This window comes from Pontiella sulfatireligans, from assembly GCF_900890705.1.
Classification (GTDB): domain Bacteria; phylum Verrucomicrobiota; class Kiritimatiellia; order Kiritimatiellales; family Pontiellaceae; genus Pontiella; species Pontiella sulfatireligans.
The window spans coordinates 1,282,674-1,308,032 of sequence record NZ_CAAHFH010000001.1 but is presented as its reverse complement, the minus strand read 5'-3'; the positions used below and the strand labels follow the sequence as shown (position 1 = coordinate 1,308,032).

At 53.7% G+C, this 25,359-nt stretch carries 15 protein-coding genes; 13 read left to right on the top strand and 2 right to left on the bottom strand.

What is annotated here, in order from left to right; genetic code table 11:
• Window positions 1-519: 519 nt before the first annotated feature.
• The 11 genes from SCARR_RS04465 (at window position 520) to SCARR_RS04415 (ending at window position 19,516) form a co-directional block, all read left to right on the top strand.
• Complete coding sequence (locus tag SCARR_RS04465; protein ID WP_136060314.1) at window positions 520-2,166, top strand: glycoside hydrolase family protein; 1,647 nt, start codon at window positions 520-522, stop codon at window positions 2,164-2,166.
• 73 nt (window positions 2,167-2,239) lie between these two features.
• On the top strand, window positions 2,240-3,559 hold the full coding sequence (locus tag SCARR_RS04460) for a vWA domain-containing protein (protein ID WP_136060313.1): 1,320 nt from the start codon (window positions 2,240-2,242) through the stop codon (window positions 3,557-3,559).
• 193 nt (window positions 3,560-3,752) lie between these two features.
• Window positions 3,753-5,399 carry an alpha-L-fucosidase gene (locus SCARR_RS04455; protein ID WP_136060312.1) on the top strand — a complete coding sequence of 549 codons (1,647 nt, stop codon included), beginning with the start codon at window positions 3,753-3,755 and terminating at the stop codon, window positions 5,397-5,399.
• Window positions 5,396-6,442, top strand: coding sequence for a uroporphyrinogen decarboxylase family protein (locus SCARR_RS04450; protein WP_136060311.1), 1,047 nt, complete (start codon window positions 5,396-5,398; stop codon window positions 6,440-6,442). The genes SCARR_RS04455 and SCARR_RS04450 overlap by 4 nt, the downstream gene beginning before the upstream one ends.
• A 96-nt stretch (window positions 6,443-6,538) precedes the next feature.
• Window positions 6,539-8,170 (top strand): family 16 glycoside hydrolase, encoded by a 1,632-nt coding sequence (locus SCARR_RS04445; RefSeq protein ID WP_222846170.1) that lies wholly within the window; start codon window positions 6,539-6,541, stop codon window positions 8,168-8,170.
• A gap of 94 nt (window positions 8,171-8,264) precedes the next feature.
• Window positions 8,265-9,854: a putative Ig domain-containing protein gene (locus SCARR_RS04440; RefSeq protein WP_136060310.1), complete on the top strand. Its 1,590-nt coding sequence runs from the start codon at window positions 8,265-8,267 to the stop codon at window positions 9,852-9,854.
• 44 nt (window positions 9,855-9,898) lie between these two features.
• Window positions 9,899-11,929, top strand: coding sequence for a hypothetical protein (locus SCARR_RS04435; protein ID WP_136060309.1), 2,031 nt, complete (start codon window positions 9,899-9,901; stop codon window positions 11,927-11,929).
• Between the two features lie 74 nt (window positions 11,930-12,003).
• Window positions 12,004-13,551 (top strand): sulfatase family protein, encoded by a 1,548-nt coding sequence (locus SCARR_RS04430; RefSeq protein ID WP_168432996.1) that lies wholly within the window; start codon window positions 12,004-12,006, stop codon window positions 13,549-13,551.
• 2 nt (window positions 13,552-13,553) lie between these two features.
• Window positions 13,554-15,812 (top strand): alpha-galactosidase, encoded by a 2,259-nt coding sequence (locus SCARR_RS04425; protein WP_136060307.1) that lies wholly within the window; start codon window positions 13,554-13,556, stop codon window positions 15,810-15,812.
• Window positions 15,813-15,890: 78 nt separating this feature from the next.
• A complete protein-coding gene (locus tag SCARR_RS04420) occupies window positions 15,891-18,767 on the top strand; it encodes a glycoside hydrolase family 2 TIM barrel-domain containing protein (protein WP_136060306.1) in 2,877 nt (958 codons plus the stop codon).
• A gap of 137 nt (window positions 18,768-18,904) precedes the next feature.
• Window positions 18,905-19,516 carry a pectate lyase family protein gene (locus tag SCARR_RS04415; RefSeq protein ID WP_136060305.1) on the top strand — a complete coding sequence of 204 codons (612 nt, stop codon included), beginning with the start codon at window positions 18,905-18,907 and terminating at the stop codon, window positions 19,514-19,516.
• A gap of 383 nt (window positions 19,517-19,899) precedes the next feature.
• Here the strand turns inward: SCARR_RS04415 and SCARR_RS04410 are convergent, their stop codons facing one another.
• Window positions 19,900-20,982, bottom strand: coding sequence for an IS91 family transposase (locus SCARR_RS04410; protein WP_136060304.1), 1,083 nt, complete (start codon window positions 20,980-20,982; stop codon window positions 19,900-19,902).
• Window positions 20,975-21,856 (bottom strand): site-specific integrase, encoded by an 882-nt coding sequence (locus tag SCARR_RS04405; RefSeq protein WP_136060303.1) that lies wholly within the window; start codon window positions 21,854-21,856, stop codon window positions 20,975-20,977. Before SCARR_RS04405 ends, SCARR_RS04410 begins: the two co-directional genes overlap by 8 nt.
• A 201-nt stretch (window positions 21,857-22,057) precedes the next feature.
• On the opposite strand from SCARR_RS04405, the gene SCARR_RS04400 reads away from it, so the two are divergent.
• Window positions 22,058-22,897: a hypothetical protein gene (locus tag SCARR_RS04400; protein ID WP_136060302.1), complete on the top strand. Its 840-nt coding sequence runs from the start codon at window positions 22,058-22,060 to the stop codon at window positions 22,895-22,897.
• Between the two features lie 71 nt (window positions 22,898-22,968).
• A complete protein-coding gene (locus SCARR_RS04395; RefSeq protein WP_136060301.1) occupies window positions 22,969-25,230 on the top strand; it encodes a beta-galactosidase in 2,262 nt (753 codons plus the stop codon).
• Window positions 25,231-25,359 lie beyond the last annotated feature (129 nt).

The window sequence follows — 25,359 nt, the reverse complement described above, 5'->3', positions numbered from 1 at the left end:
TGGAAGCGAAAAGCGACCAATTTTAGGGATGAAAGACCGATTCAATCACGTGTTCAGAACACAGTCGAACTTCCGTTCTGTATAAACGGTTTCGGGAGTTTTGATGATGTTGGCGAGGCATAGAACTACGCCGCTTTGTGGTAGTACCACGAAATGATTCCGTAGTGGTGTTGCTCACGCTTGAACAAAAACGCAGGAGGAAGCAAACATCGAACCATTTTTTAGTTCAACCTTTGGGCAAGCCCGTATATGTTCCGTCTAATCCACCGCTGCGGCTTGCTGAGCATCAAGCATCGAACCAAGAGGCTAGATTCGGTTTGTGGAGGAAAATCGTTGCCCCCCAGCATTAACTCGATGTCTACTCGGGTCGATCAGCGCAATATCCCGAATGTGGCAAATCTGTTTGCATATACGTTTAATTGACGAAATTTGATGAAGGCCTGTCCATTAAGTCCCCTTTTCCAAGTATAAATATTAAAGCTTTAAGAGGTATGTATGAAGAGAGGCGTTTTCTATTTGATGATATCGATATTAACCGCAGGAACAGGCGTTGTTCCCTGTGCCGGGGAGAGCGTTGTGCGGGAGCGGCCGGCGGAGTGGAAGAATCTGGTGCAGGGGGGGGCGTTTAAGGATTTGATTCTGCCGATGCCTGTTCGAGAGGGTATGACCAGTGACACTTGGGGCGGGGACAATGTAAAGCCGCGCGACATTTTTAATGGCATTGAAGATCCTGAATGGTCGTATTGGTGCGGTGATCCGATCAAGGGCGATGACGGTGTTTATCATCTCTATACGGCACGTTGGCCGGAAAACCATCGGAAGGGCCATTTCGGCTATTTTGATTCGGAGATTGTTCATACAACTGCGCTGGATCCCTTGGGGCCATATGTATTTCGAAGCAAACTGGGCGAGGGCCACAATCCGGAGATTTACAAAAGCAAGCGCGGGCGCTACATCGTCTATTCGTCCAATGGCCGTTATTTTATCTCGAAGGATCTCCACGGGCCTTGGGTAAGGTGCACATATGACTTCCATGCGCGCGAACGTTATGTATTCCCCAACTATTTGAACTATTCCTTTGCGTCGCGTAAGGACGGTTCGTTCATCGCGGTTTCCCGTCGTGGATGGATCTGGGCCAGTCCCGACGGGGAAGAGGACTGGTATAATGTGAGTTCCGAGTCGGTGTATCCCCATATTGACATGGCGGCAGCCGAAGATCCCGTGTTGTGGAAGGATGATATTCAGTATCACATCATCGTAAACGACTGGAAGGGGCGCATTGCCCATTATCTGCGCTCCAAAGACGGCTTCCATTGGAAGCGAGAGCCGGGCGAGGCCTATGTTCCGGGGCTGGCGCGCTATGAAGACGGAACGCTCAACGACTGGTATAAATATGAGCGCATTCGCTTTCTGCAAGACGGGTACGGGCGACCGACCCATGTGCATTTTGCGGTGATCGACAGCACCAAGTATGAAGATCAGCCGTACGACATTCATAACTCCAAGCTGATTGTTCTGCCGATGCGAACGTCCCGGTTGCTGGACATGCTGAACAAGGAGTCGATTACGGCTTCCACCGGAGAAATTCGGATAAAGATCAAGGCTGAAGAGGGGTTCGATCCGCACAAGGATCTCAATTTGGAGTCGTTGCGCTTCGGTGCCTCGGATGAGGTTAATTATGGCCGGGGCAGCAAGCTCCTGCGGAAGGAAAATGCCGGGAAGGATCTTGTCCTGGTCTTTAGCGGAAAAGAGAGCGGTTTAACGGCCGAAAACTTTGCAGGTAAACTGCTGGGCCGGGATTCAGATGGCAAGCTGCTGTTCGGTTGGTCGGCACTTCCTGCAACATCCATGCAGGTGCCGTTGTTGTCCGCGCTGTCCCCGAAATTCGAGTTCGTCAAGGAAGGGCTTGAAGCCTATGTGGAAGTGACAAATTTCGGTGAAGTGAAATCTAGCAAGTCGGTGGTCAAACTAAAGGTCGGGGATGAGCTGTTCGCCAAAGGATCGGTGCGCCCCTTGAAGCCGTTTGAAAAATCAACCGTGCGTCTCGTTTGCAAAAAGCCACTAGCTGCCGGGAGTCAGGCAGAGGTTGCGGTGTTGCTTGAAAGCAATGGCCTGCCGACGGAATCTTTCTCGAAAAAAGTCCAACTACCGGACAGCAGGCTTTGATGGGGAGCTGGTATCCAGATGCCATCGTTTCAAATTTAAATAGAACAATGTTTAACCAAATAGGATTTTTTAAATGTCCACTTTACTTCGAAAGCAGTTTTTGACCAAACACGCAAAATCGAGCGCTGCATTGATTAGTCTCGGTATCCACGCCGTTTTAATCGTACTGGCTCTTTCCTTTGTCGCTGTCACGGTCATTCAGAAGGATGATCAGGTTTTTGAAGCTGTACCGGTGAAGCGGCCCAATATACGGCTTAAAAAGCTGCAGGTGCCCGTCAACATTAAAAGGAGGAAGACTCAGAAACCCAAGTTGCGCAAGCGCATTGTGGTACAGCCTAAACTTAACCAAGTTATGCCCGACATCAAGATGCCCGAAATCACCGGACTCAAGGGCGGCATGGGGAACGCTGCGGGTGCTGGACTCGGCGGGGCCGGTGGTTTGGGCTTCTCCATGCCGGAGATGAAGCTGTTCGGCGTGAAGAGCCGCGGGGAAAAGGTATTCATTATTCTCGATGCATCTGGTTTCATGATGACCGATAAAATGGGCGGTATCCCGGCCTATACGATCATCAAGTCGGAACTCGTTCGAATCCTCGAGGGGCTCAACTCGACAGTCCTGTTCAATATTGCCATTTACGGTGGAGGCGACGTTGCTCTGTTTCCTTCGCTGGTTCCCGCTAATGCCGAGAACGTGGCCAAGGTTGGGGAATGGCTCAAACCGCTGAATGCCGTAACGAAGGGTATGGGCGACAAAGACTACGGTGCCAAGACAAGAGGCAAGGGCGGAGTGGGAATTGGTGGCGACTTAAAGGTGGAGCCGCTCACTAATACGCCCGGCGATTGGGCGCGGCCAGCGTTGCTGGGGATGCGGCAACAGGCCGATGTGGTCTTCCTTCTGACCTGCCGATGGGGACTGATACGCGGCCATGCTAAAACCAGAAGCATCGACTGGAGCGAGTCCGATGAACAACGCTTTAAGGAAAATGTTGCAAAGGCCAAGAGCCTTTTCAGGAAGGATAACAGCAACCGTCGCGCCAAGGGGAAGCCCCCGCGCGTCATTGCGGGGGGCGACAATGCTCTCTTGCGTGCCTATGTGCCTTCAGCGAGGCTGAAGCCCAGCAGCAAGACGTTCCATAATTACAGTCCCAAGGAGATGGCCGAGGCCTTTGGAAATATCCAGGCAGAGCGCAAAGCCGAAGCGCTGACTAAGAGCGGAGTCGGGGAAAAAGGCAAAAACAAGTTTTCCTTCAATGTCATCCACTTCGTTTCGGAGAATGCCGGATCAGGCAAAGAGGAAAAATTCGTGAAGCTGACCAACCTGACCCATGGTGAATATAGCCGGGTGAAAGGAATGGCCGCGATCCAGAGCTATGTCTCTGAAAATGTTGAATAAAGACAGGCTCGCAAGCCATGTTTAGTTTGAGGCCCGGTTCAAGTAACGCCCACATGTTCAAAGCCGTGCGTGGCAGTGGCACGGTGGTTGCTGTAAAGGAAATCGGCCGAGGCCTGGTTGAGTTTTCCCTACTTACGAAAGCAGGGGGAGATGTTGCTTTTGAAGTGAAATTTTGAATGCATACGGAAGGAAGATGATGCGGATTATGAAGCAGGGAACAGGACTGGTTATGGGGGTCGGGTTGCTGTTGTTGTGCGGGGCAGCGGTTTCGGCGAATACAACGAACTACGAACCGACTTGGGAATCTTTGGGGAACTACGAAGCGCCGGAATGGTATGAAGATGCCAAGCTGGGATTTTGGGTGCATTGGGGCGTTTACTCGGTGCCGGCCTTCAAAGGCGACCATGCCGCGGAATGGTATGGGCGACGGATGTATCAGAAAGATGGGCAGAGCCAGTTCAACAGGGCGTACGCCCAGCACAGGCACCATCTGGACAAATATGGTGATCCTGCCGAGTTCGGCTACAAGGATTTTATTCCCATGTTCAAGGCGGAAAACTTTGACGCGGATCTGTGGGCCGATCTCTGCATCCGGGGCGGCGCGAAGTTTTTCACCATGATGGGCGTGCACCACGACTCGTTTTGTCTTTGGGATACCAAGCTCTCTAAGTGGAACTCGGTGAACATGGGGCCGAAGCGCGATCTCGTGAACGAGATGGCGAAGGCGGTCCGCAAACGGGGGCTGAAGTTTGGAGTTTCCAATCACAGTGCTTGGAACTACATGTTTTTCCAGTGGAACCACATTAACCAATATGATGCCAAGAATCCGGCCAATCAGGATCTGTATGGCAACCCCGTCTATCCGAAGGAGCTGGCCGAGGCCCGGTTCAGGGAAGGGGAGACTCGCGGGGAGTGGTTCGAGCGGGCACGGAACACGGTTACGCCAAGCCAGCGCGACCTGGATCGTTGGCTGGCCCGGACCAAGGAGTTGGCCGATATGTATCAGCCCGATCTCTACTATTTTGACTGGGGGATGAATCCGCCGGCATTTGAATCGCGCCGCAAGGAGTTTGCTGCGCATTATTACAACAATGCGATCCGGTTCGGGCAAGGGGCATTCGGTTCGCCGAACGTGGTGCTGAACTACAAGAATGGCAGCACCTTTAAGCCGGGCTCCGCAGTTCGTGATTTCGAACGGGGAGGCATGGACCAGATTGCCGGCATGGCCTGGCAGACGGATGATTGTGTTTATGACGATCATAATTGGGGTTATGTTCCCGACACTCCAATCAAGCCCACCAACCAGATTGTCGACCAGTTGATGGATATCATCAGCAAGCGCGGGGTTTTGATGCTTTCCTTTGCCCCGAAGCCCGATGGAACCTTTCCCGAAGAGCAGAAGACCATGATGTATGAGTTGGGGGATTGGCTGGAGGCATGTGGCGAGGCGGTCTATTCAACGCGGCCTTACGTGGTCCACGGCGTAGTCGGCGAGCAGTGGGGTAAACGGAACGAGCATGGCGTCAAGCTGTATGAATCAACGATCGAGGACGTTCGTTTCACCCGCAACAAGGCCAACTCCGTGCTTTATGCCACCATGCTCAAATGGCCCGGCGAGAAACTGGTGCTGGAAACCTTCAAGGGGGTAGACCTGTCGGGCGTGAAGTTCGTCTCGCTGCTGGGCACGGACGGCGAGCTCCTTTGGGAGCAAACCGAAGCCGGATTGGAAATCCAACTCACTAAAGAGCCTTCCTACGGAATGGCCTATCCGATACGGATCGAGTTTGAAACGCGAATTCCTGCGCCTGCTAAAACCATGCCGCGGGGTGAGAGGAAATGACTTCAAGAGAACGGGTACTTGCCGCATATGATCATCAGCCTTTTGACCGCACGCCGGTCTGGTGCGGCATGTCGGATGCGTTTTGTCTCAAGGCGCGGCGCGAGTTGGGGTTGAGTGAAGAGGGCTTGCTGGAGCGCTTTCACGATGATTTCCGCACGGTACGTGCCCGCTACGCGGGGCCGCAAGTTACGTTCTCCGATCCGGATGTACACACGCGTACTGTATTTGGGATCGAACGCAAAGGCATTGGGTGGGGGCATGGCATTTCCATTCCGTTAAGGGATGTTGGGCTGGAGGAGGTTGAACGCTATGAATGGCCCGATCCCGCATGGATGGAGGTCTCGCATTTGCGGGAGGAAATCGGGTGTTGGGAAGGGCAGTATGCCGTTATGGGTGGCGAGTGGAGTCCATTCTGGCATGATGTGATCGACCTGTTGGGCATGGAAGAAATGTACATCCTGATGTACGAAGATCCTGACGTTGTCCATAGGGTGTTCACCAAGGTCGTTGATTTCTACTATGCGGTAAATCAGCAGACCTTTGAAGAGGCCGCCGACCTTATGGATATTTTCTTTTTCGGAAATGATTTCGGTTCTCAAAACGGTGCATTAATCAGTCCCTCCATGTTTCGCACCTTTATTCAACCGCATCTCAAGCGTCTGATTGATCAGGCACATGGTTTCGGGTTGAAGGTTCAAATGCACTCCTGCGGTTCAGTCCAAGAGTTGATGCCTTGTTTTTTGGAAGCCGGGTTGGATGGTCTGCATGCGCTCCAACCGGACTGTCGCGATATGGATATTCGCGCATTGAAGGAAACCTTTGGCGATCGATTGGTGCTCAATGGCGGTATTGATTCCCACCATGCACTCATTTGTGGAACTCCGGAAAGTGTGAGGGAGGAGACGCTTCGGGTGCTTGGAATCATGGTTCCCGGTGGAGGCTATATTGCCGGGGCCAGTCACGACTCGATTCTGGAGGAAACACCTCTCGAAAATGTATTGGCCATGTTTGATGCCGTACGGGAATTTCATGGCATCGATTGACTGGTTGACGCGTTTTATTCCTGCCGGCAGCCGAGTTGGCTGCAAAGGGCGGAGGTCTTCTTTTCTTGCTTTGTACTTAAACTGGAAAGAAATGTTATGAATGAAAAAATGAAGATACAAATTTTTGGTCTTTGGGGCATTCTGGTTCTGGGGGGCGCTATAACTTCTCTGGCAGTTGTCTCATCAAGTGAGAATCCTCCCGATGGCTTTGAGGCGCTTTTTAATGGTGGAGATTTCAGGGGATGGTACGGGTTCAATCCGCATTCTGTAACCAATCTGGCGGGGGAGGCGCGCGAGGCGGCGTTGGCAAAGATGCGCGCTGATTTCGCAAACCATTGGCGTATTGAAAACGGAGAGTTAATCAACGACGGCTCGGGGCCTTTTGCCTGTACGGATAAAAGCTACGGTGACATAGAGTTGATGCTGGAGTTTAAGGTCAAATATGGAGGGGACTCCGGCATCTACCTGCGAGGAACGCCGGAGGTGCAGTTGTTGGACCGGTTCGCTGCGTATAACCCTGCAAATCCGGATTTCAGACCCTTTTTTGGCTCGGGCGGACTTATTCATAACCCCCCGAAGACACTTGGTCGGGATGCTTTAATTGCCTTTGATTCTGTTTCTCACAATTGGCAGCCGTTGCGCATTGTCCAGGTTGGGGCGCGTACCTGGGTGTACCTGAATGGCAAGGGAGTTGTTGAGGGCACCGTAATGGAAAATTATTGGGACAGGAGTAAGCTGTTGCCTGCGACGGGTCCCATTTTGCTTCAATCCAACGGTCGCGAGGTTCGTTTTCGGAATATTTTTGTGCGGGAACTCAGCTCGGGCGAGGGGAAGAACTTTCTGGCTGACAATCCACCGTTGCCGGAGCCGGATTTTTGCGACGAGCAATATGGTCCGGAAGCGAGGCAGGTGCTGCATTTCTGGAAGGCCAAGTCCAGTGGGCCGACTCCGCTTGTGGTGTATTCCCATGATGGCGGCTGGTGGGGGGGCGGCCGTTTTCAGCGTAGGGACTTAGGCCAGCTTCAAGCGTTCTTGGATGCCGGAATTTCGTATGCTGCGGTGGCCTACCGCTTTACGTTTGAAACAGAGCCGGGCGGTGAAAATCCGCCGATCAAAGGCTGTATGGAGGATGCAGCCAGGGCCGTACAATATCTCCGTAGCAAAGCCGAAGCGTTTAATATCGATACGGAGCGTATCGGGCTGACCGGGGGGTCTGCGGGCGGTTGCACCTCCCTATGGCTTGCAACTCGCCCGGACATGGCTGATCCGTCTAGCGGTGATCCGGTCCTTCGCGAATCCACGCGTGTCTTTTGCGCTGGGGTCAATGTCCCTCAGACCACGATTGATCCCGTTCAGGCGAAGAAATGGATTCCCAATATCGCTGCGCAAACAGCTGCTTTAGGTGTTAAAGCCGATAGAAAGAAAGGGCTTTCTGCGGAGGAGGTCCTGATGCAGAACCTCGAGAATTACAGGCTGTTTATTGAAGAGTTCTCTCCTTATGCCCAGATCAGTAAGGATGATCCGCCACTCTATCTGTTTTACCAGAAGGCACCCGAGATGGGGGTAGTGCAAAAAGATACCGCACACTCTTCAAATTATGGATTGCCGTTTCATGAGCGCTGCCGGGCTCTCGGAGTCGAGTCGTACCTCTCCTATCCCGGTTGCGAGCCGATTGAGTATGACAGTGCCGTGGACTTTCTCATTAAGAAGCTGACCGGGGCAGAGTAGATGTTTAAGGCATTCCGTGAACAATCGGTTCCGGGGCGGATCGTTCGTACCTTAAATCTGGGAAACCTTCGATGAACTATAGGATAAGAATAATATGAAAATAGCAGTAAGAATACTAGCCGGTTGTTTCGTTTGGGTTGCATGCTCAACTGCCTTGGGGGCAGAGGTCTATAGCCCGAAGGTTGAGGATGGGTATTACATTCTGACGCCGGCACCCGTGCCGGCTCCGGAAATAAACGGGCCGGAGGTGTTTGGGGTTCGGCCGGGGTCTCCTTTCCTCTACACGATCCCCGCCATCGGCAGGCGCCCTGTTGGATTTTCCGTTGACGGGCTGCCGGATGGATTGAATGTGGATTCCGACACCGGCATCATCAGCGGCACCATTCTTTCGGAGCAAAAAAAAGATTACATCGTAACACTCAACGCAAAAAACATTTTCGGAGCGGACGAGAAAAAGCTCAGGATATCGGTTGGGGATGAGATATGCCTGACGCCGCCCATGGGTTGGAACAGCTGGAACTGCTGGGGCAACCAGGTGGATCAGGAAAAGGTGCTGGCATCGGCACGCGCCATGAAAGAAAAGGGCCTGATCAATTATGGCTGGACCTATATCAATATCGATGATGCATGGCAGGGTGCGCGCGGGGGATCATTCAGCGCGATTCAAGGCGACCCCGCCAAATTCCCGGATATTAAAACCATGTGCGACGAGGTGCATGCGATGGGGTTGAAGGTTGGCATTTATTCCAGTCCTTGGATAACGACCTATGCCGGGCGGATCGGTGGCTCAAGCAACAACAAGGCGGGGGAATGGAGCCGGGAAAAACATGCTGCGGATAGAGAAACCAAACGGGCGAACTTTGTTGTTGGTGAATATACATTTGATGAGCAAGACGCAAAACAGTGGGCGGCGTGGGGGATTGATTATCTGAAATATGATTGGAACCCGAATGATCCGGAATGCACCATGCGCATGGCAACGGCACTGAAAAACTCCGGAAGGGACATTGTTTATTCGCTCTCCAACACGGCTCCGTTGGAATATGCAAAGCTGTATGCAAAAGAAGTGAACTGCTGGCGGACCGCCGGGGACTTGAAAGACCGCTGGGATCAGGACGGGGCTCATCTTAATGTGGTTGAACAGTGGGAACTGCACCGAACGTGGATCGATGAAGGCGAGCGCGGGGGGCCGGGCCATTTCCCGGATCCCGATATGCTGGTGGTCGGCAACGTGATCGAAAACAATGTCGGCAGGGAGCCGCGGGCATCGCGCCTGACGCCGGATGAGCAGTATTCGCACATCTCCCTCTGGTCGTTGTGGTCTGCTCCTCTGCTAATTGGATGTCCGATTGAGCTGATGGATGAATTCACTGTCCGCCTGCTTTGCAATACCGAGGTGCTGGATATCCAACAGGATGAAAAAGCGGTTCCGGGAAAGTCTGTCGTAGTTGAAGAGAACTGCGAAATACTTGTGAAGGATCTGGCAAACGGGGATCTGGCCGCAGGTTTTTTCAATAAGGGACCCGACATGCGCGAGATGGCCATTGATCTTAAGGAACTCGGCTTTGCCGAGAAGGTTCAAATCCGTGATGTTTGGCGGCAGAAGGAAATTGGGGAATACACCGGAAGTTTTGCGGCCAACGTTCCGCCGCACGGCGTTGTTCTGGTTCGAATTAAGCGATGAGGTTGGTTCGTCTTGCAGACATAATCTTGAAGAGAAGGAATGTGATGAAAAAATATTGGTTTATTTCGGCTGCGCTGTTGGTGGGTATTTGCGGATCGGTTCAGGCAGTCGGACTGGCTGGGCGCTCACCGTCCAGCGAAGCACTTGCCGGCAAATGCTTTGTTCGGGGAGGCCAATTCAAGGACCTGATTCTGCCGGCTCCGATTGTCGATGGTTTGGAATCGGAGGGGCTCTGGGGATGCGAAAAGGTGCTGCCGCGGGACAGGGACAACGGGATCGAGGACAACGAATGGTGCTACTGGGGCGGCAACCCCATCAAGGGCAAGGATGGCAAATACCATATCGCGGTCTGTCGTTGGCCGGAGAAAGACGGGCACTGGGGCTGGCCGAAGTCGGAGGTGGCCCATTGCGTTTCCGACCATCCGATCGGCCCCTATGTGCTTACAAAGATCCTCCTCAAAAAGGGGCACAACCCAGAAGTCATGAAGATGCCGGACGGAAGTTTTGCGATGCATATCAATACCGGGGATGTCTACACCTCTGATCAGATGCCCGGGCCTTGGAAACTCGCCGGGAGGATAAAGATCAATGCGCGGGGGCTCCGTCCAAAGATGTACAAGGGCTCCAACCTGACCACCGAGTTTCGGCCGGACGGCAGCATTCTTCTGATGAGGAAGCGCGGCGATATCGCCATCAGCAACAACGGTGTTCTCGGGGCCTATAACCTGGTCTCCGTCGATAACTTCCACAGGATCAGCGGCTATGCGGAAGATCCGGTTGTCTGGAGGAGCCTGCACCAGTATCACTGCATCTACAATTGCGCCATGGATCGTCAGAGCGGCTACATGCGCTCGCTGGACGGAATCCATTGGAAGAACGAAGAAGGGCTGCCCTACGACACCTCCTCCACGTTTTACACCGACGGCACCAAGAACGAGTGGTATAAATTCGAGCGGCCGAAGGTGGTTCAGGATAAACTGGGCCGTGCCACCCATCTGTCTCTGGCGGTGATTGATATCAATAAGTTTGAAGACGAAGGCAACGACATCCACAGCTCCAAGAATCTGATCCAGCCTCTTGTCGTCGAGAAACAGGTGTCAATCATCGACAATGATCCGATTAGCGCCGCGACGAAGACGATTGCCGTCAGGATCAAGGCCGAGGATGGGTTCAATCCTCAAAAGGATCTGGACATGGCCTCGCTTCGTTTCGGGGCCGATTTGCTGGTTAATCATGGCGGCGGCTGCCGGGCGGTCGATTCGAAAGCCGAGGGCAAGGATCTGGTTATTACATTCGAAGGAGAAAACGGACTCAGCCGTTTCGATTTCGATTTTAAGCTGCTGGGGCAGACCAAGAGCGGCGAGTTGGTCATCGGCTATGCTTTGCTTCCTGGGCAATCTCCGACCGCAGCGGCCTTGGTGGCCTTGCCTGTAAAGGTCAAGGGCAAGGACGGCGCCAAATCGCTGGAAGGAATAATTGAAAACAGCGGATTGTCCGTTTCCGAGCCAGTGCAGGCTATTTTGAAGGAACACAGCCAGACGGGTTGGAAGGAACTCAAGCGTTTCGAGATTCCGGCTCTCAAACCCTACGGGAATAAAACCGTGTCGATGAAGATCGACAATCCGGATGCAAATGCCTGCGAGTATTCCATCCAAATCGTCGACCAGAAAACCTGCGAAGGATTCTGGCGCATGGTGGACGACACGGACGACTCGGTCGAATTCTCAGGCAGCTGGATTCAATCCAAACCGGGTTCGAACTATTACATGAACCATGAGCGAACGAGCACAAAAACCGGGGACTCGGTCAAATTCACCTTCACCGGAACAAAGGCCCGGGCCTACGGAACGCTCGACCAAAAGAAGGGTGGCACTTTTGACGTTTATCTCGATGGCCGGTTTATCGAAACCATCGTCTTGAGATGGGGCGGGCCAATGAGCAAGCTGTATCAGACCCGATTGCTGCCCGAGGGCCAACACACGCTGGAATTCAAGGTGGGAGAAAAGTTCAGGGAGTGCAGCGATGCCTACATCGATGCTTTTGCCTTTGAGTCACCGGCCAATGAAATCCGGTAAGGGCAGATGGAAACCCGGGATTCCGAACCGTTGCGAAAGTGGACGGTTTCAAATTTAACAAAAGAAGGTACTTCGTGAAAAGTAGCGCATTGAGATTAACTGCGGGACTATTTGCCGCTAGCCTGTGCGGTGCACAAGGCGGGGCGTCCAAGCCGAATGTGATTGTGATTCTTGCGGACGATCTCGGGTATGCCGATGTCGGATTCCATGATGTTGTGGCCGATGGGGTATGCACTCCGAATCTGGATCGGTTGGCGGCGTCCGGCGTGGTGTTTAGGAATGCGTATGCGGGTTCGCCGGTTTGCAGCAATTCCCGTTTGGCGTTGTCGACAGGCCGATACCAGCATCGCTGGGGCGCTTATTATTACGGTGAAGGCGGGATGCCTTCGAGCGAGAGTACGATTGCAGAGATGATGCGCGAGGCGGGCTACCGCACAATGAAGGTCGGCAAAACCCATATGAACAACGGGCCGAAGGAAAATCCGATGAAGCACGGTTTCGATCACTGGCTGGGTTTCATCAATCATTCTTGGGATTTGCATTTGTTGAGCCGGAAGGATGTCGATGCCTACAATCGCAAAAAGGCGGGCAGCGCGAAAATGGCCCGCATGGCGCCGATCGGTCCGCTGACGCGCGATTCCAATACAAAAGAGTCGTACGAAAACACAACTACGACGGAGGTATTCGGGCGCGAGTCGGTCAGGTTTATTAAAGAGAACTGTGAACAGCCGTTTTACCTCCAGTTGGAGTTTAACGCGGTGCACACCCCTTTGACGCGTCCGCCCAACCAGTCGCTGGCGGGGAAATACGGTATTCCCATGCGTCCGTTTGACCGTGATGCCGCAGAGTGGGCTTATCCGCATTGGGATCCGGTGATGCAACCGGATTATAATGCGTGGTACTATCAGGCGACCCATCTCGGTATTCTGGATCCGTATGGCCGCAAAATTTACCTCGCGCATCTTGAACAGATGGATGCAATGATTGGTGAGGTCATGACGGCACTTGAAGAGCAGGGCGTGGCCGACAACACAATCATTTTCTTTTCGTCGGATAACGGCGGCTCGGATCAGTCGTATGCCAATAACGGGCCAATCAGTGCGTATAAATACTGCCTGATGGATGGTGGCATTAAAGTGCCGATGGTCATGGTGTGGCCGAAGCGTTTTAAACCGCATACAACGCTGGATGCGGTGGTAACGCATCGCGACCTTTTTGCCTCTCTCTCGGAAATCACAGGTGTTGCGCCGAAGAAACCGCTCGATGGGAAAAGTCTGCTGCCGTTAATCGACGGGAAGGTTGAAGCATTGCACGACGAACCGTTGTTCTGGGATTCCGGCAAGCAGGACAATTGGGTTGTCCGGCAGGGAAAGTGGAAGCTGGTCTACAGAAAAGGGACTAAAAACTACAAGGCTTATGAGTTGGATGAAAACGGTCTGGTTTCACAGTTTCGAACGGTTCCGGTTGCCAATGGCATGCAGCTTTATGATCTAGAGGCGGATCCCGGCGAGATGAAAAACCTGAACACTGAATATCCGGAAAAACTGGCCTTGCTGAAAAAGCAGTATGAAAGCTGGCGTGGGCAGATGATGGATCCGATCAAGGGAAAGCTGGCGGAGTAGACATGAAAAAAAACAAATCAGATTTTACTCGGTATGGTGGAAATATTGTCCAGCGGTGTTTGTTCGGCTATGAAAACACGTTTGTTGGCCTCATCCTTTTGTTGTTGGGGGCGTTGTCGTGTCATTGCATGGCGGATTCCGCAGCTTCGCCGGTGTTTGGAATTGACAGCAAGAACATTCGGATTAGCTATCTGGTGGAGAAGGATGGAACGCTGGAGCTTCAAAAAGCCGTTTGTCTAGACGGTAAATGGACGTCTCCACTGGGTGGCCCGTTGTTTCCCTATGGTCCGTGCCATCCGACCAATCATCGAGGAAACGGGGTGCGCTTTAAAAGTGCAATGGAAGTGATCCAAAGCAATGGCGACTTCAGGATCGAGCCGATTTATGTTGGTCATCAAGTTCAGGAGGAGTCATCCGATATTCAGCACCTCACCATAAGGCTCAAAGATCGCGTGTATCCCATTGATGTGGAACTGCACGTTCGTGCCTATGTGGAGCATGATATTTTTGAACAATGGTTGGTTGTTAAAAACAGAACCGACAAACCCATTGCGGTTCCGCGCCTTGATTCCATGTATTGGCAGGCCAATGCGAAAGATGGTGTGTATCTGGAATGGTATGAATCCTGGCAGGCACATGAAGCCGGTACCGTAATGCGCGAAAAATTGACCAAAGGAAACAAAGTTTTGGAGTGCCGCGACGGCAACCGCCACAAAGAAGGTCCAATGCCGCATATGGTTGTGGGGTTCGGGGATTATCCTGATGAAGAAACTGTGCCGTGCCTGCTGATGGCTCTGGTGTGGTCCGGCAGCAACCGTTTTTCTTTCGAAATCAACAGCGAAAGCTATATGGAAACATCCATCGGGTCGAATCCGCCCGGACACCCCAAGGTGGCTCCTGGGCAGTCATTGGCTTCACCGGCCATGGTTTATACCTTGAGTTCTGCCGGAAAGGGGCAGGCCAGTCGAAAGCTGCATCGCTGGGCGCGCAGCTATCTCATCCGTAACGGCGATCGACTGCGGCTTGTCGATAACAATTCATGGGAAGGGTGCCAGATGAAGATTGCCGAGCCGGACATTGCACAAATGATTGCAGACAGTGCCGGTTTGGGCATTGAACTATATGTGTTGGATGACGGTTGGTTCGGAAATAAATTCCCCCGCAACAGGGATAATGCGGGGCTGGGCGATTGGCAGGTGAATACGAATAAAATTCCGCATGGAATCAGTTGTTTTGTTGATCTTGCCCGGAAGGAAGGGATCCAGTTCGGGATTTGGGTGGAACCTGAAATGGTCAATGCTCAAAGTGAGCTGGCTCAAATGCATCTGGAATGGTTGATGACCTCTCCCGGAAGGGAGCCTGTTCTGCAACGGACGCAGTTGACCCTGGATGTTGCCAATCCGGCTGTCCAACAATTCATGTTTGAAGTCGTGGACACTTTGTTGACGGAGAATCCGGGCATCCGTTTCGTGAAATGGGATGCCAATGCCAATATCAACAATGCTTATTCTCCGTACCTCGGTTCTGAGCGGCAGGGCGAGATGCTCAATGAATATATGGCTGGTTATTATGGGGTCATAAAACAGCTTGCGGAAACACACACGCATGTTGATTTTCAGGCCTGTGCTGCTGGTGGAGGCCGTTCGGACTATGGGGCGATGCGCTATAGTCATATGCATTGGCCCAGCGACAATACCCGACCTTCGTTCCGCTTGGGTGCGCAGTGGAATTTTTCGGTGTTCTTTCCGGCCATCTGCACGACAGCCCACGTTACGCATCGTGGAGATTTCGGCACAAAGTATCGGTTTGACGTCAGTATGATGGCACAACTGGGCATGGAAGTGGATACGCGTAAATGTACCTCCGCTTACATCGAGGCATCCAAACATGGCATTGCAGCCTATAAGAAGGTGCGGGATATCGTGCAGTTCGGTGATCTGTATCGGCACCAAAACCCATTCGATTCCACAACTCCCTCGCTTAATTTCGTTTCGTCCGACAAATCCCGTGCGTTGGGGCTGGCGTATCAGATCGGTGAGATTGAGGAGCCGCTCAGGTTTGCCTCCCCCATTTCCGGACTCGATCCAATGCATGAATATGAGATTAAGGAGATCAATTTACCGCCGGACGATGCTTCTCCGCGTCTTGCTTTCGGGGTGAGCGGGCAAAAAAGCGGCGCTCGGTGGATGGATGAAGGGGTTGCCCTGATATTTACCCGCAAATATGATAGTGCGGCTTTTACATTGGAATTGGCCGAATAAAGAATGTGAAGGAAGTCAGCAGATTCTGATTTGGAATTCATATTGTGCACCAATTTTTTTTTAACGGAGAAGCGGATAATGAGAAAACGAATCAACTTAATGTACATGGCGGCTGCCGCAAGCGTGATGATCTCGGCGGCATCTGCCGTTGAAACAAAAACCATCTATCTGTCGGGGGAAGGACCTGAGAATGCGGTGCCGTGGCAGTTCCTGATGGAAGAGGGCGCACGTGGCGGCGGGGTCTGGTCGACGATCCGTGTTCCGTCCTGCTGGCAGCAGGAAGGGTTCGGCACCTACTATACCGGGCAAGACCAGCATCCAAACAAAGCCGAATACAAGGTTGAGTTTTCGCTCGGGCCCGATTTGAAGGGGCAGCGTGTGCTGCTTGTTTTCGATGGGGTCATGGTCATGACGGATGTAAAGGTCAACGGCAAGAGCGCGGGGCCCACGCACCACGGAGGTTATTACCGGTTTTCGTATGACATCACGGATAAAGTGAATTTTGGGAAATCCAATCTGCTGGAGGTTGCGGTTGATGAAGTCTCCTCCAATGCCAGGCTCACGAAGGCCGAACGGAGGGGGGACTACTGGATGTTCGGCGGCATTTTCCGGCCGGTCTTCTTGAAGATTGTCCCGCAGGAATATCTTCAGAAGGTGGCTGTCAACGGTACAATGGATGGCCTGCTGGAAGTGCAGGCCTACGGGAAGAATATTGCGGAAGGAGATTCTGTCCGCGCGCAACTGCTCGATCCCGATGGCCAGCCGGTAGGCAAGCCGATGATGGCTGCGGCCGTGCAGGGCGACGGTGTGACGAAACTATCCGCAACGTTTCCTGATGCGAAGCTATGGTCAACTGAATATCCGAATCTTTATCATGTCCGGGTGGAGTTGCTGAACAACAATGCCGTGGTTCATTCCGAGACAGAGCGTTTTGGATTTCGCACCTTCGAGGTTCGGCCGGGCAAGGGCTTTTTCCTCAATGGGCAACGCGTCATTCTCAACGGCGTTGCACGCCACTGCTTTTGGCCGACCACGGGACGTACGGTGTCCCGTGCCCAGAGCTTTGCCGACGTCAAGCTGGCCCGTGAAATGAACATTAATTTTTTCCGCTGCGTGCACTATCCGCCGGACAGCCACTTCTACGATGCGTGCGACGAGCTGGGCATGATTGCCAGCTCCGAGTTGAGCGGATGGGTTTCTCCGATGCCGACCGAACCCGGCAAGGAGCTGGTTCGTGCGATGGTTCAGAAGGATGTAAATCATCCCAGTCTGGTCATTTGGAGCAACGGTAACCATGCCGGTGGTAATCCGAAGTTGAGTGTTGAATATCATAAATGGGATCCGCAGGAACGTCCGGTTGTGTGGAACCATATGCGCAAGCATCCCAAGGTGCCGGGGGTCGATGTGCTTGGCGACCAAGCGGTGGATACGCGTTTCTACCCCTCTTACGGTGATCTGGTAAAGCGTCTTGGAGGGGGTACGCATGTGGTCATGTCCGGTGAAACCATTCACGCCATGTATGACGGTGGCGGTGGCGCAAACCTAGCCGAATACATGCGCCTGATTCGCCAAAGTCCGGTTGGCGGCGGTCTTGCAATCTGGGCCTGGGCCGATGGTGCGATCGTCCGTACGGATCAGGATGGCGTGCTGGATGCCGCGGGCAACCAGGATCCCGATGGCATCGTGGGGCCCTACCGTCAAAAGGAAGGTTCCTGCGCGACGGTTCGCGAGGTCTTTTCGCCGGTGCGGATCGATTTTGAAAAGATTGCTGACGGCTTCGATGGCCGGATTCCCGTCAGCAACCATTATCTATTCACTTCGCTCGACCAGTGCGCGTTTGAGTGGCAGTTGTTGAATTTCTCCGAAGACCAGGAACAGATCGTGACGGCTGGCAAGCTGGCTGGCCCGGCGGTCGCACCGGGCGGCGCTAGCGGCACTCTCAAGCTTCCGCTTCCCTCAACGTGGCAGGCGACTGAAGCTCTCCGCTTGAAGGCCATTAACCATCGCGGCGAGGAAATCATGTCCTGGACATGGCCGATTGAATCCCGCAAGGCGACGCTCGCGAAGACCTTCCCGGAAGGAGTCGGCAGCGTCTCCGCCAACACGTTCGAGGTGACTTCCGGCGATACGGTTTTTAGTTTTGATCCTGAGCGTGGCACGCTGAAATCGGTTGTGAAGGGCGGCAAAGCATTGCCTTTCGGCAACGGTCCGCACATTTATGCGGCCAAGGATAAGATTCTGGAAAAGGCGGATGGCCGCTCCACGGCCGCAAAAAAGGCGCTGCCGGATTTTTTGAACGTTGATCGCGCAATCAGCGTGAAAACGGGCAAGGTTAAGATGCCGCTTGGCAATTGGAGCGCCAGGTCTTTCGCTGAAGACAAGAACCAGGTCATCGCAGCGCAATCGGAGAACGGAAGCAAGATCCGCTGGACGGTCAAGCCCGGCGGCATTCTGCAGCTTGACTATGACTACATGGTTCCTGCTGACCAATATAACTACCTGGGCATCGGCTTCGATCTTGATGAGGCTCCCGTTAAAGGGAAAACATGGCTGGGCGGCGGTCTGGCACGCGTTTGGAAAAACCGCCTCGAAGGCCCGGAATACGGCCGGTGGAGCAATGGATATAATGACGGCATCCCCGGGGAGGTCTGGGAACTCCCTGCTTTCAAGGGCATCTTTAAAGACGTCCGCTGGATGCGCATCGATACAGTGTCCGGGAGCTTTACCGTTGGCTTGGCCGATGAGGACCGTTTCCTGGGGGTGCTGCGCCCGAAGAACAGCGATATCGCCGTTCACGCGCTCTGGTCGTACCCCAAGACCGGCGGCCTCTATGTCTTCGATATTATTTCGCCCGTGGGTTCAAAGTGGAGGCCGGCCAAGGAGTTTGGTCCCAAGGCGAATCCGTTGACCGCTTTCGAGGGACCGCTGAAAGGATCCGTGTTGTTCCGTTTTTAACCATTTGGTTCGGCATGCGGGTGTTTTGAAAAAACTCGGGAAAGAGAAGGCGCTTGCTCGCGACAGTCTGTGGAAATATGGGAAATACAGTTACAACAGCAATCTTGTTTTTTCTTGCCTGTGGTCGGGAATTGGCCATGGCTGCCGATGCACAGCCGTTGGTGTCCTTGGGCACCGATGGTAAATTGGTTTGCGCGCAGGATGAAAAAGGAAATCGTATTCCTGATTTCTCCCGGGCCGGATTCGGTCGAGGGGGAGTTTCAATCCCCAATATACCGATACGCCTCACTCTCGGTCCGTTGCCGGGGAGCAGGGACGATACAGCCCGCATCCAGGCGGCCATCGACAAATTGTCGATGTATCCGGCGGGCCGTAACGGGGTGCGTGGCGCGCTGCTGTTGAAACGCGGTGTTTTCCGGGTGTCCGGCACACTCAGGATTGAAGCTTCGGGCGTTGTCATCCGTGGCGAAGGACAGACGCCGGACGGCACAACCATCCTGGCTACGGGGAAAAAGCAACGCAGCCTGTTCAATGTGGTTCGCGGGAAAGACATCGTCGAATACAAAGACCGTCGCCATAGGATTACGGATTCATATGTCCCTAGGGGTGCCATGTCGTTTCCCGTGGAATCAACCCGTGGACTCGACGTTGGTGACTCAATCATTGTGCACCGACCAAGCACGAAGGAATGGATCCGTGACCTCAAGATGGACCAGATTGTCGAACGGGAAGGAACAATAAAGCAATGAAGTGATCTGTACTGAGGCACGAAGGGAACGATCAGCATCATTGTCAGGTTCATGTAAGCTGCGGAGAGGCGGCATGATTAAAGCGTCGGAGACGCGCTTGATCATCCGTGGAGGAAGGGGCCCCCTTATATATAGGGCAATGCTTAAGCGGCTTTGCCGCTGGTATCGGTTATTCGTTATTCGTTATGAGGAAAAGAGGATGCCTGCGAGTGCAGGTATCGTTTTCCGAGCTTCTTTCTCTCTTTTTTTATCCTGAATTTCGACTGTTTTTCCATTTTTCAAACGTCTGGACAGACCGCTGCGTTGCCGCTTCCAAAGCTTGGAAGCGGGAGGCCTTTATCGTGTCGCGGCCGTCCCGGCTGCGGGCTGAAACAGTCGGTCTACTAGCCCGTGCCGCGCGGACACGGGATAAACTCACGCCAGCGAATGAGACCGCCGCAGGTTTTGCATTTCCAGGGTTTACGGTGCGGTGGTTTCCCGGGGGGCAGCAACTCGACAAGAATCTCATAGAGCGCGCAGATGAGTTCGCGAATCCGCTCGAGCGGTACGCGGCAGTTGGACGCGAGGAATCCGTAGTGCCGCACCTTCATGAACCCGTGCGGCAGGACGTGCTGAAGATAGCGCCGCATGAACTCGAAAATCTTGAGGCTCATTGTTTTCCAGGCTTTGGAACCGGAAGGTTTGTATTTGAAGGTCACCTCGCCGTCGGCCACGCGGATGATTCGGCTCGGCGCGATGGCCACGCGAAAGACATATTGCGCGAGATACTTGAGCGCCCGCTGGCCGTTGCCGACGTTGCGGACATCGACAACCCAGTCGGGGTTCCACACGCACGGCGGCGCGGCGAGCCCTTCTTGTTTGAGCAGCTCCATGAACTTGGCGCGGTAGATTATCGAGAGCGGTTTGCCATGGATATAAAACTCAGCACCGGAGCTTTTCCATTCGGTCTCGTCTTTTGAGAGCCCGCCGCCGGGCACGATGAAGTGCACGTGCGGATGGTATTCAAGCTGTCGCGTCCACGTGTGCAGGATGCCGGTAAACCCGGCGGTTTCACATCCGACAAAGCGCGGATCTTTCGCCAGCTTTTTCAGAGCGCCGGAGGCCGCTTTGAAGAGCGCGGAATAAGCCGCCTTTTGGTTGGACCGGATCAGCGAGCGGAGTTCCTTGGGCACGGTGAAGGTGATCATGAAATAATTAACCGGCAGCGCCTTCTCAAGCTGCTTGATCAACCACTCATCCGACTTTCCGGCCTGGCAGGTCGGACAGTGCCGGTTGCCGCAGGAGCTGTCGGCATAGTGGCTTTCGCCGCAACCGTCGCACGAAAATGAATGTTGGCCGAAAGCACCGGTGCCGCAGTTGCGGATAGCCCGGATCACCTTCCGATGATTTGAGGGCATGTCCGCACCGAAGCGCGCAAGATAGGCCGCGCCGTGAGTCTGGAAAAGGTTCTGAATGGGATTAGGCATCGTCGAGCCCTCCCATCAGGCGGTTGATGCGCGCGGCGGCATCACTGTTGCCCATGTCGGTGACATGAAGATAGATCATGGTGGTTTCAAGGGAGCTGTGACCGAGATACTGCTGAACAATGCGCAGGTTAACGCCCGCCTCGATCAGATGCGTGGCATAGGAGTGCCGCAGCGTATGAAGCGTAGCGTGTTTTTTTATCTTGGGGAGCTCTTTAAGAATCCGGCGCATCATTTGCTGAACCGACGAGCGGGCCATGGGCGTGGTCGCCGTGCGTCCCTTTTTACCATCACGGCCAAGCGCCGGGAAAAGCAGGGCTTTATTACGATGTGTTTTCCAATATTCAACCAACAGATTATAGGTGGATTTCGGCAAAGGAATATAGCGGTCCTTCCCGCCCTTGCCCTGGCGGACATGGAGTGTCATGCGTTCTTTGCAGATATCATGAACCGTAAGGTTCAGTGCCTCCTGCAGACGCAGGCCGCACGAATACACCGTGGCCAGAAACGCGCGGGCCTGAGGCGTACGTGCCGCGCCCAGAATCAGGCGGACCTCGTTAATGCTAAGAACCGTCGGCGGCGTAGTCAGGCGCTTGATCTTCAGCAGCCGAAGCGTCTCCCAGTCCATCGGGAGAGTGTGGGTATAGAAAAACTTAATCCCGCTGTAGGCAATGCGCATCGTCGATGCACTCCAGCCCTGGTCATTTTTACAATACAGGAAATATTCACGCACCTGCTGTTCCGCGATCTCCTCTGCCGGCACATGCCAGAAGTTGGAGAGTTGGCGCACCGCGCGCGAGTATGATTTTTGTGTACGATCGCTGTAGTCACACAGCTGCATGTCCTCTATCATCTTATTTTGTAATTTGTTGTTCATATCAGCTTCCTTTCGCTCTGTTATGAGGACGCTGAATACGTCCTCTTTCAGAGTGGAAGCTATATGATTAACAGGGATTGTTTAACTGCCGCGCAGCGGCTTACTTGAACCAGGCAGTGGAGTGCGGGGCAATATGACCTCCACTGCGAACGAAGCATAACGGCCGTCAAGGGGAACCGTATCGCCATCGATGCTCCAGTCATGAATGCGATGGAGGACATCTATGGCGGCGGCTATGTTTATCCATTCAAGGAGGATGGTCGGTCCATCTTGGTGGGGATAGAGCATCTGAGACTGGTCTCCGAATATGAGAAAGGAAAGGAAGACCGTGATGAAGTACATGCGTGGATCGGGATCACGCTGAATTCCAAGCATAGCTGGGTGCGGAACGTGACCACCGTGCACTTCAGCCATGGCGTGTATCTAGGGCGGAGCGCCAAGTTTGTTACGGTGCAGGATTGCGCCTGTCTGAAACCGGTCTCTCTGATTATAGGCGGGCGACGCTACCCGTTTTGTGTCTCCGGTCAGTATTGCTTGGTTCAGCGTTGCTACAGCGACCACTCCCGTCACGCGGAGGCAACCAGCAGTCTGGTCAGCGGGCCCAACGTTTTTCTGGATTGCCTTGCCGACAACACGCACGCCGATACGGGGCCGCATCATCGTTGGGCTGTCGGCATTCTCTGGGATAATCTCAAAGGAGGGCAATTCAATGCGCAGGACCGTGGTAATTTGGGCTCCGGACATGGCTGGGCGGGGGCACTGCAGGTTTTCTGGAATTGCGAGACCTCGTCCATATGTGTTCAGGAGCCGCCCTCGGCACAAAACTATGCCATTGGTTGCACGGGCAGAATCAGCCGGGGGCGCTTCAAGGATCGCAAGCCGGGGCACTATGAATCGCATGGAAAGCACGTAGAGCCCAGGAGCCTCTATCTGAAACAATTGGAAGACCGGCTTGGCACACGTGCGGTTGAACATGTTACCACCAAGGCACAACGTGTGGGATCGATCTACGAAGCCCTCAGAAGGGAGCTTGCCCAGTAGTCGGGGGCGGAAGAAGATGCTGGTGCAATCTATCCGCCTTTTAAACTGAATATTCAGGGAATTCTATTTTTATGAAAATAAAGTATATAGCACTTGTTAGTGCGGTTGTGGTTGGTGCGTCTGCTGTTCTGGCGGAAGGCGGCCGGGATTATGCAGAGCTTCGCCGTGAAGCGGAACGGAAACTCGATGTTCTCCGCGCAGCCGCGACCCGTGCCCAAAGAAAGGACGTTGATGTCGAGCGCGAGTTGGTCACCATCACGACGGCCGAGCTGTTTCTCAAGGCGGCGGAATGGGATCGGACTCATCCGGAGGAGCTTGAGGAGATTATAAAAACGAGTTGGTGGCGGGCGGCCAAGGATGCGCCTCGCCTTGCGAAGGAGCTTCCAAATAAGCAGCTGGGCGAAGTGATTGAAGCACTGGATGCCGCCCAGAAGGAATTCAATGATGTGCTCGACAGGCACATCAAACGCCGCCCGTCCTTTGAACTCGATATGACGGATTTGGAAGAAAAGGAGGGTTACTATCACCAAAATGGGCGTCCGGGTTTTCCTTCCGATTTTTGTGCGAAGCCCGACGATGAAAAGCTCAACCGCGCGTTCGGCCACATCGGCGACATTTATATTTCGCTGTCGAATCTCAAAGGTGAAGGGCAGGAACCCGTCCTATATTACAATCCCAGCGAAGACGAAAAGCTGGGCAATATTTTCATGGGGCAGAGCGGGGCGCCGGGTTGGTTGAAAAAGAAATATCCGGACATCACCGACGGCAAGCACCATTTTACCGGGTTCGATACGGATCATCCGGCCGCGCGACAGGCCTGGGCCGATGTTTTCGCCGGGCTGGTTCCGCGGTTTGCCGGGCGGAAGGTCAGCCAAGCGGGCTATCTTCTCACCAACGAGCCGCATTGGTACACCTGCACGACGTGCTGGGGATCGGAGCCTGTTTCTGAAAAGACCAAGGCCAAGTTTCGGGAGTGGCTTGAAAAACGGCATGGGAAGATCGAGGAGCTCAATCAGCTTTGGGGTGCCGACTTTGCTTCCTTTGCTGAGGTCATCATCGAGGTGCCCATTGACGCCGCATTGCGCGGCAAGCCGATCTGGTACGACTGGTGCCGTTTTAATATGGATCGCATCACGGATTGGTTCGGTTTCCTGAAGCGGCAGATCCAGCAGCATGATCCGGATGCGAAAACCCAAATTAAACTGATCCCTGGAATATTTTCCGGAAGCTGCCGATGCCATGGGCTGGACTTCGAGGCACTATTGCGCATGCAGGAGATCATCGGCTGCGACGCGAGCGTCATGAACACCTCGCAGGGCGGCAAGAAGGAGGCATGGATGGATCGTTATGCCTGCAATTGGCGCGACCAGACCATGCCGCTCGATTTTTTCCGTTCCATCAGTCCCGATAAGCTGGTGTATGACAGCGAGTGGCATGCCTTGTCCAAGCAGAATATTCGCGATCCAAACATGCCTCCGGAATATGTGCGCTGTGCCCTGTGGCTGGCTCATCTCCATGGAACGGGGATGAACAATACCTGGTATTGGGGGCGAACAAAGGATGGTGCTGTATCGAAAAAATTCCAGGGCGCCTTCTATGCTTCGGCGCTGATGCAGCCGCTTGTGATGGATTCCTTCGGGCGCACCATGAAGGAGCTGAATGCATTCGCGCCCCAGGTGGTCGCTATGGCGAAACAGCCTAAACGGGTGAGGATTTTCTATTCTGAATCCAGTGCGATTCAGGGCGGCTCCTATATGGGGAAGCTTTTCGAAACCTACAAGAGCCTGTACCATAGCGGTATGCCGATTGGTTTCGTGACGGAAGGAATTCTCGGCGAAGCAGATTATCAGGATATTCAACAGTGGCCAATGGTTATCGTGCCCTATGCCGACCATGTGACGGCTGGCGAACAAAAGGCGCTGGAGCAGTATGTGGCTAGGGGTGGAAGGCTCTTGGTGGTTGGCGATGAATGCCTGGTGAAAGATGAATACGGCCGTTCGCTTGCCCCTATCAAAGCGGAGGCGGGGCGCTTGCTACGGCTTGCCAAAGCCGATGGCGACACCTTGCTCGAGCACCTTGAAACAGCCGGGATCGCGCCTGCGATCAAACTCCGGGAGACCAACGAGGTTGGCCCGCCAGGCTGTGTCTGGCGCACGGTTCCCGGAGGGAACGGACACGGTTTGTTGATTCTAAACCTCGGCAGAAGCAACGCTTCGATCCAGTTGGAATCTGTCTCCGAATGCCGGGATCTGATCACCGGGAAGCAGCACCCGGTCGACTTCGCCATGGAGCCGTTCGGTGTCAAACTGCTGTATGTGTCGAAAAGAAATTGAGACTAGAGATTGGTGAAGTAAGATGCGCAGGGCGTTCAACGCTTTGGGAGCTCTGTGTTCTTTGCATATGGATTTAGGATTGGGTTAACAGGATTTCACTTTTTGTAATGTTGTATTTCTGATGCGGGT

Excerpts from the sequence above, each read along its gene's own strand:
- SCARR_RS04395 (WP_136060301.1), top strand. The coding sequence starts at position 22,969 with ATGAAAATAAAGTATATAGCACTTGTTAGTGCGGTTGTGGTTGGTGCG.
- SCARR_RS04435 (WP_136060309.1), top strand. The coding sequence starts at position 9,899 with ATGAAAAAATATTGGTTTATTTCGGCTGCGCTGTTGGTGGGTATTTGC.
- SCARR_RS04425 (WP_136060307.1), top strand. The coding sequence starts at position 13,554 with ATGAAAAAAAACAAATCAGATTTTACTCGGTATGGTGGAAATATTGTC.
- SCARR_RS04405 (WP_136060303.1), bottom strand. The coding sequence starts at position 21,856 with ATGAACAACAAATTACAAAATAAGATGATAGAGGACATGCAGCTGTGT.
- SCARR_RS04450 (WP_136060311.1), top strand. The coding sequence starts at position 5,396 with ATGACTTCAAGAGAACGGGTACTTGCCGCATATGATCATCAGCCTTTT.
- SCARR_RS04410 (WP_136060304.1), bottom strand. The coding sequence starts at position 20,982 with ATGCCTAATCCCATTCAGAACCTTTTCCAGACTCACGGCGCGGCCTAT.
- SCARR_RS04455 (WP_136060312.1), top strand. The coding sequence starts at position 3,753 with ATGATGCGGATTATGAAGCAGGGAACAGGACTGGTTATGGGGGTCGGG.
- SCARR_RS04415 (WP_136060305.1), top strand. The coding sequence starts at position 18,905 with ATGGCTGCCGATGCACAGCCGTTGGTGTCCTTGGGCACCGATGGTAAA.
- SCARR_RS04460 (WP_136060313.1), top strand. The coding sequence starts at position 2,240 with ATGTCCACTTTACTTCGAAAGCAGTTTTTGACCAAACACGCAAAATCG.
- SCARR_RS04445 (WP_222846170.1), top strand. The coding sequence starts at position 6,539 with ATGAATGAAAAAATGAAGATACAAATTTTTGGTCTTTGGGGCATTCTG.
- SCARR_RS04400 (WP_136060302.1), top strand. The coding sequence starts at position 22,058 with ATGAATGCGATGGAGGACATCTATGGCGGCGGCTATGTTTATCCATTC.
- SCARR_RS04420 (WP_136060306.1), top strand. The coding sequence starts at position 15,891 with ATGAGAAAACGAATCAACTTAATGTACATGGCGGCTGCCGCAAGCGTG.
- SCARR_RS04465 (WP_136060314.1), top strand. The coding sequence starts at position 520 with ATGATATCGATATTAACCGCAGGAACAGGCGTTGTTCCCTGTGCCGGG.
- SCARR_RS04440 (WP_136060310.1), top strand. The coding sequence starts at position 8,265 with ATGAAAATAGCAGTAAGAATACTAGCCGGTTGTTTCGTTTGGGTTGCA.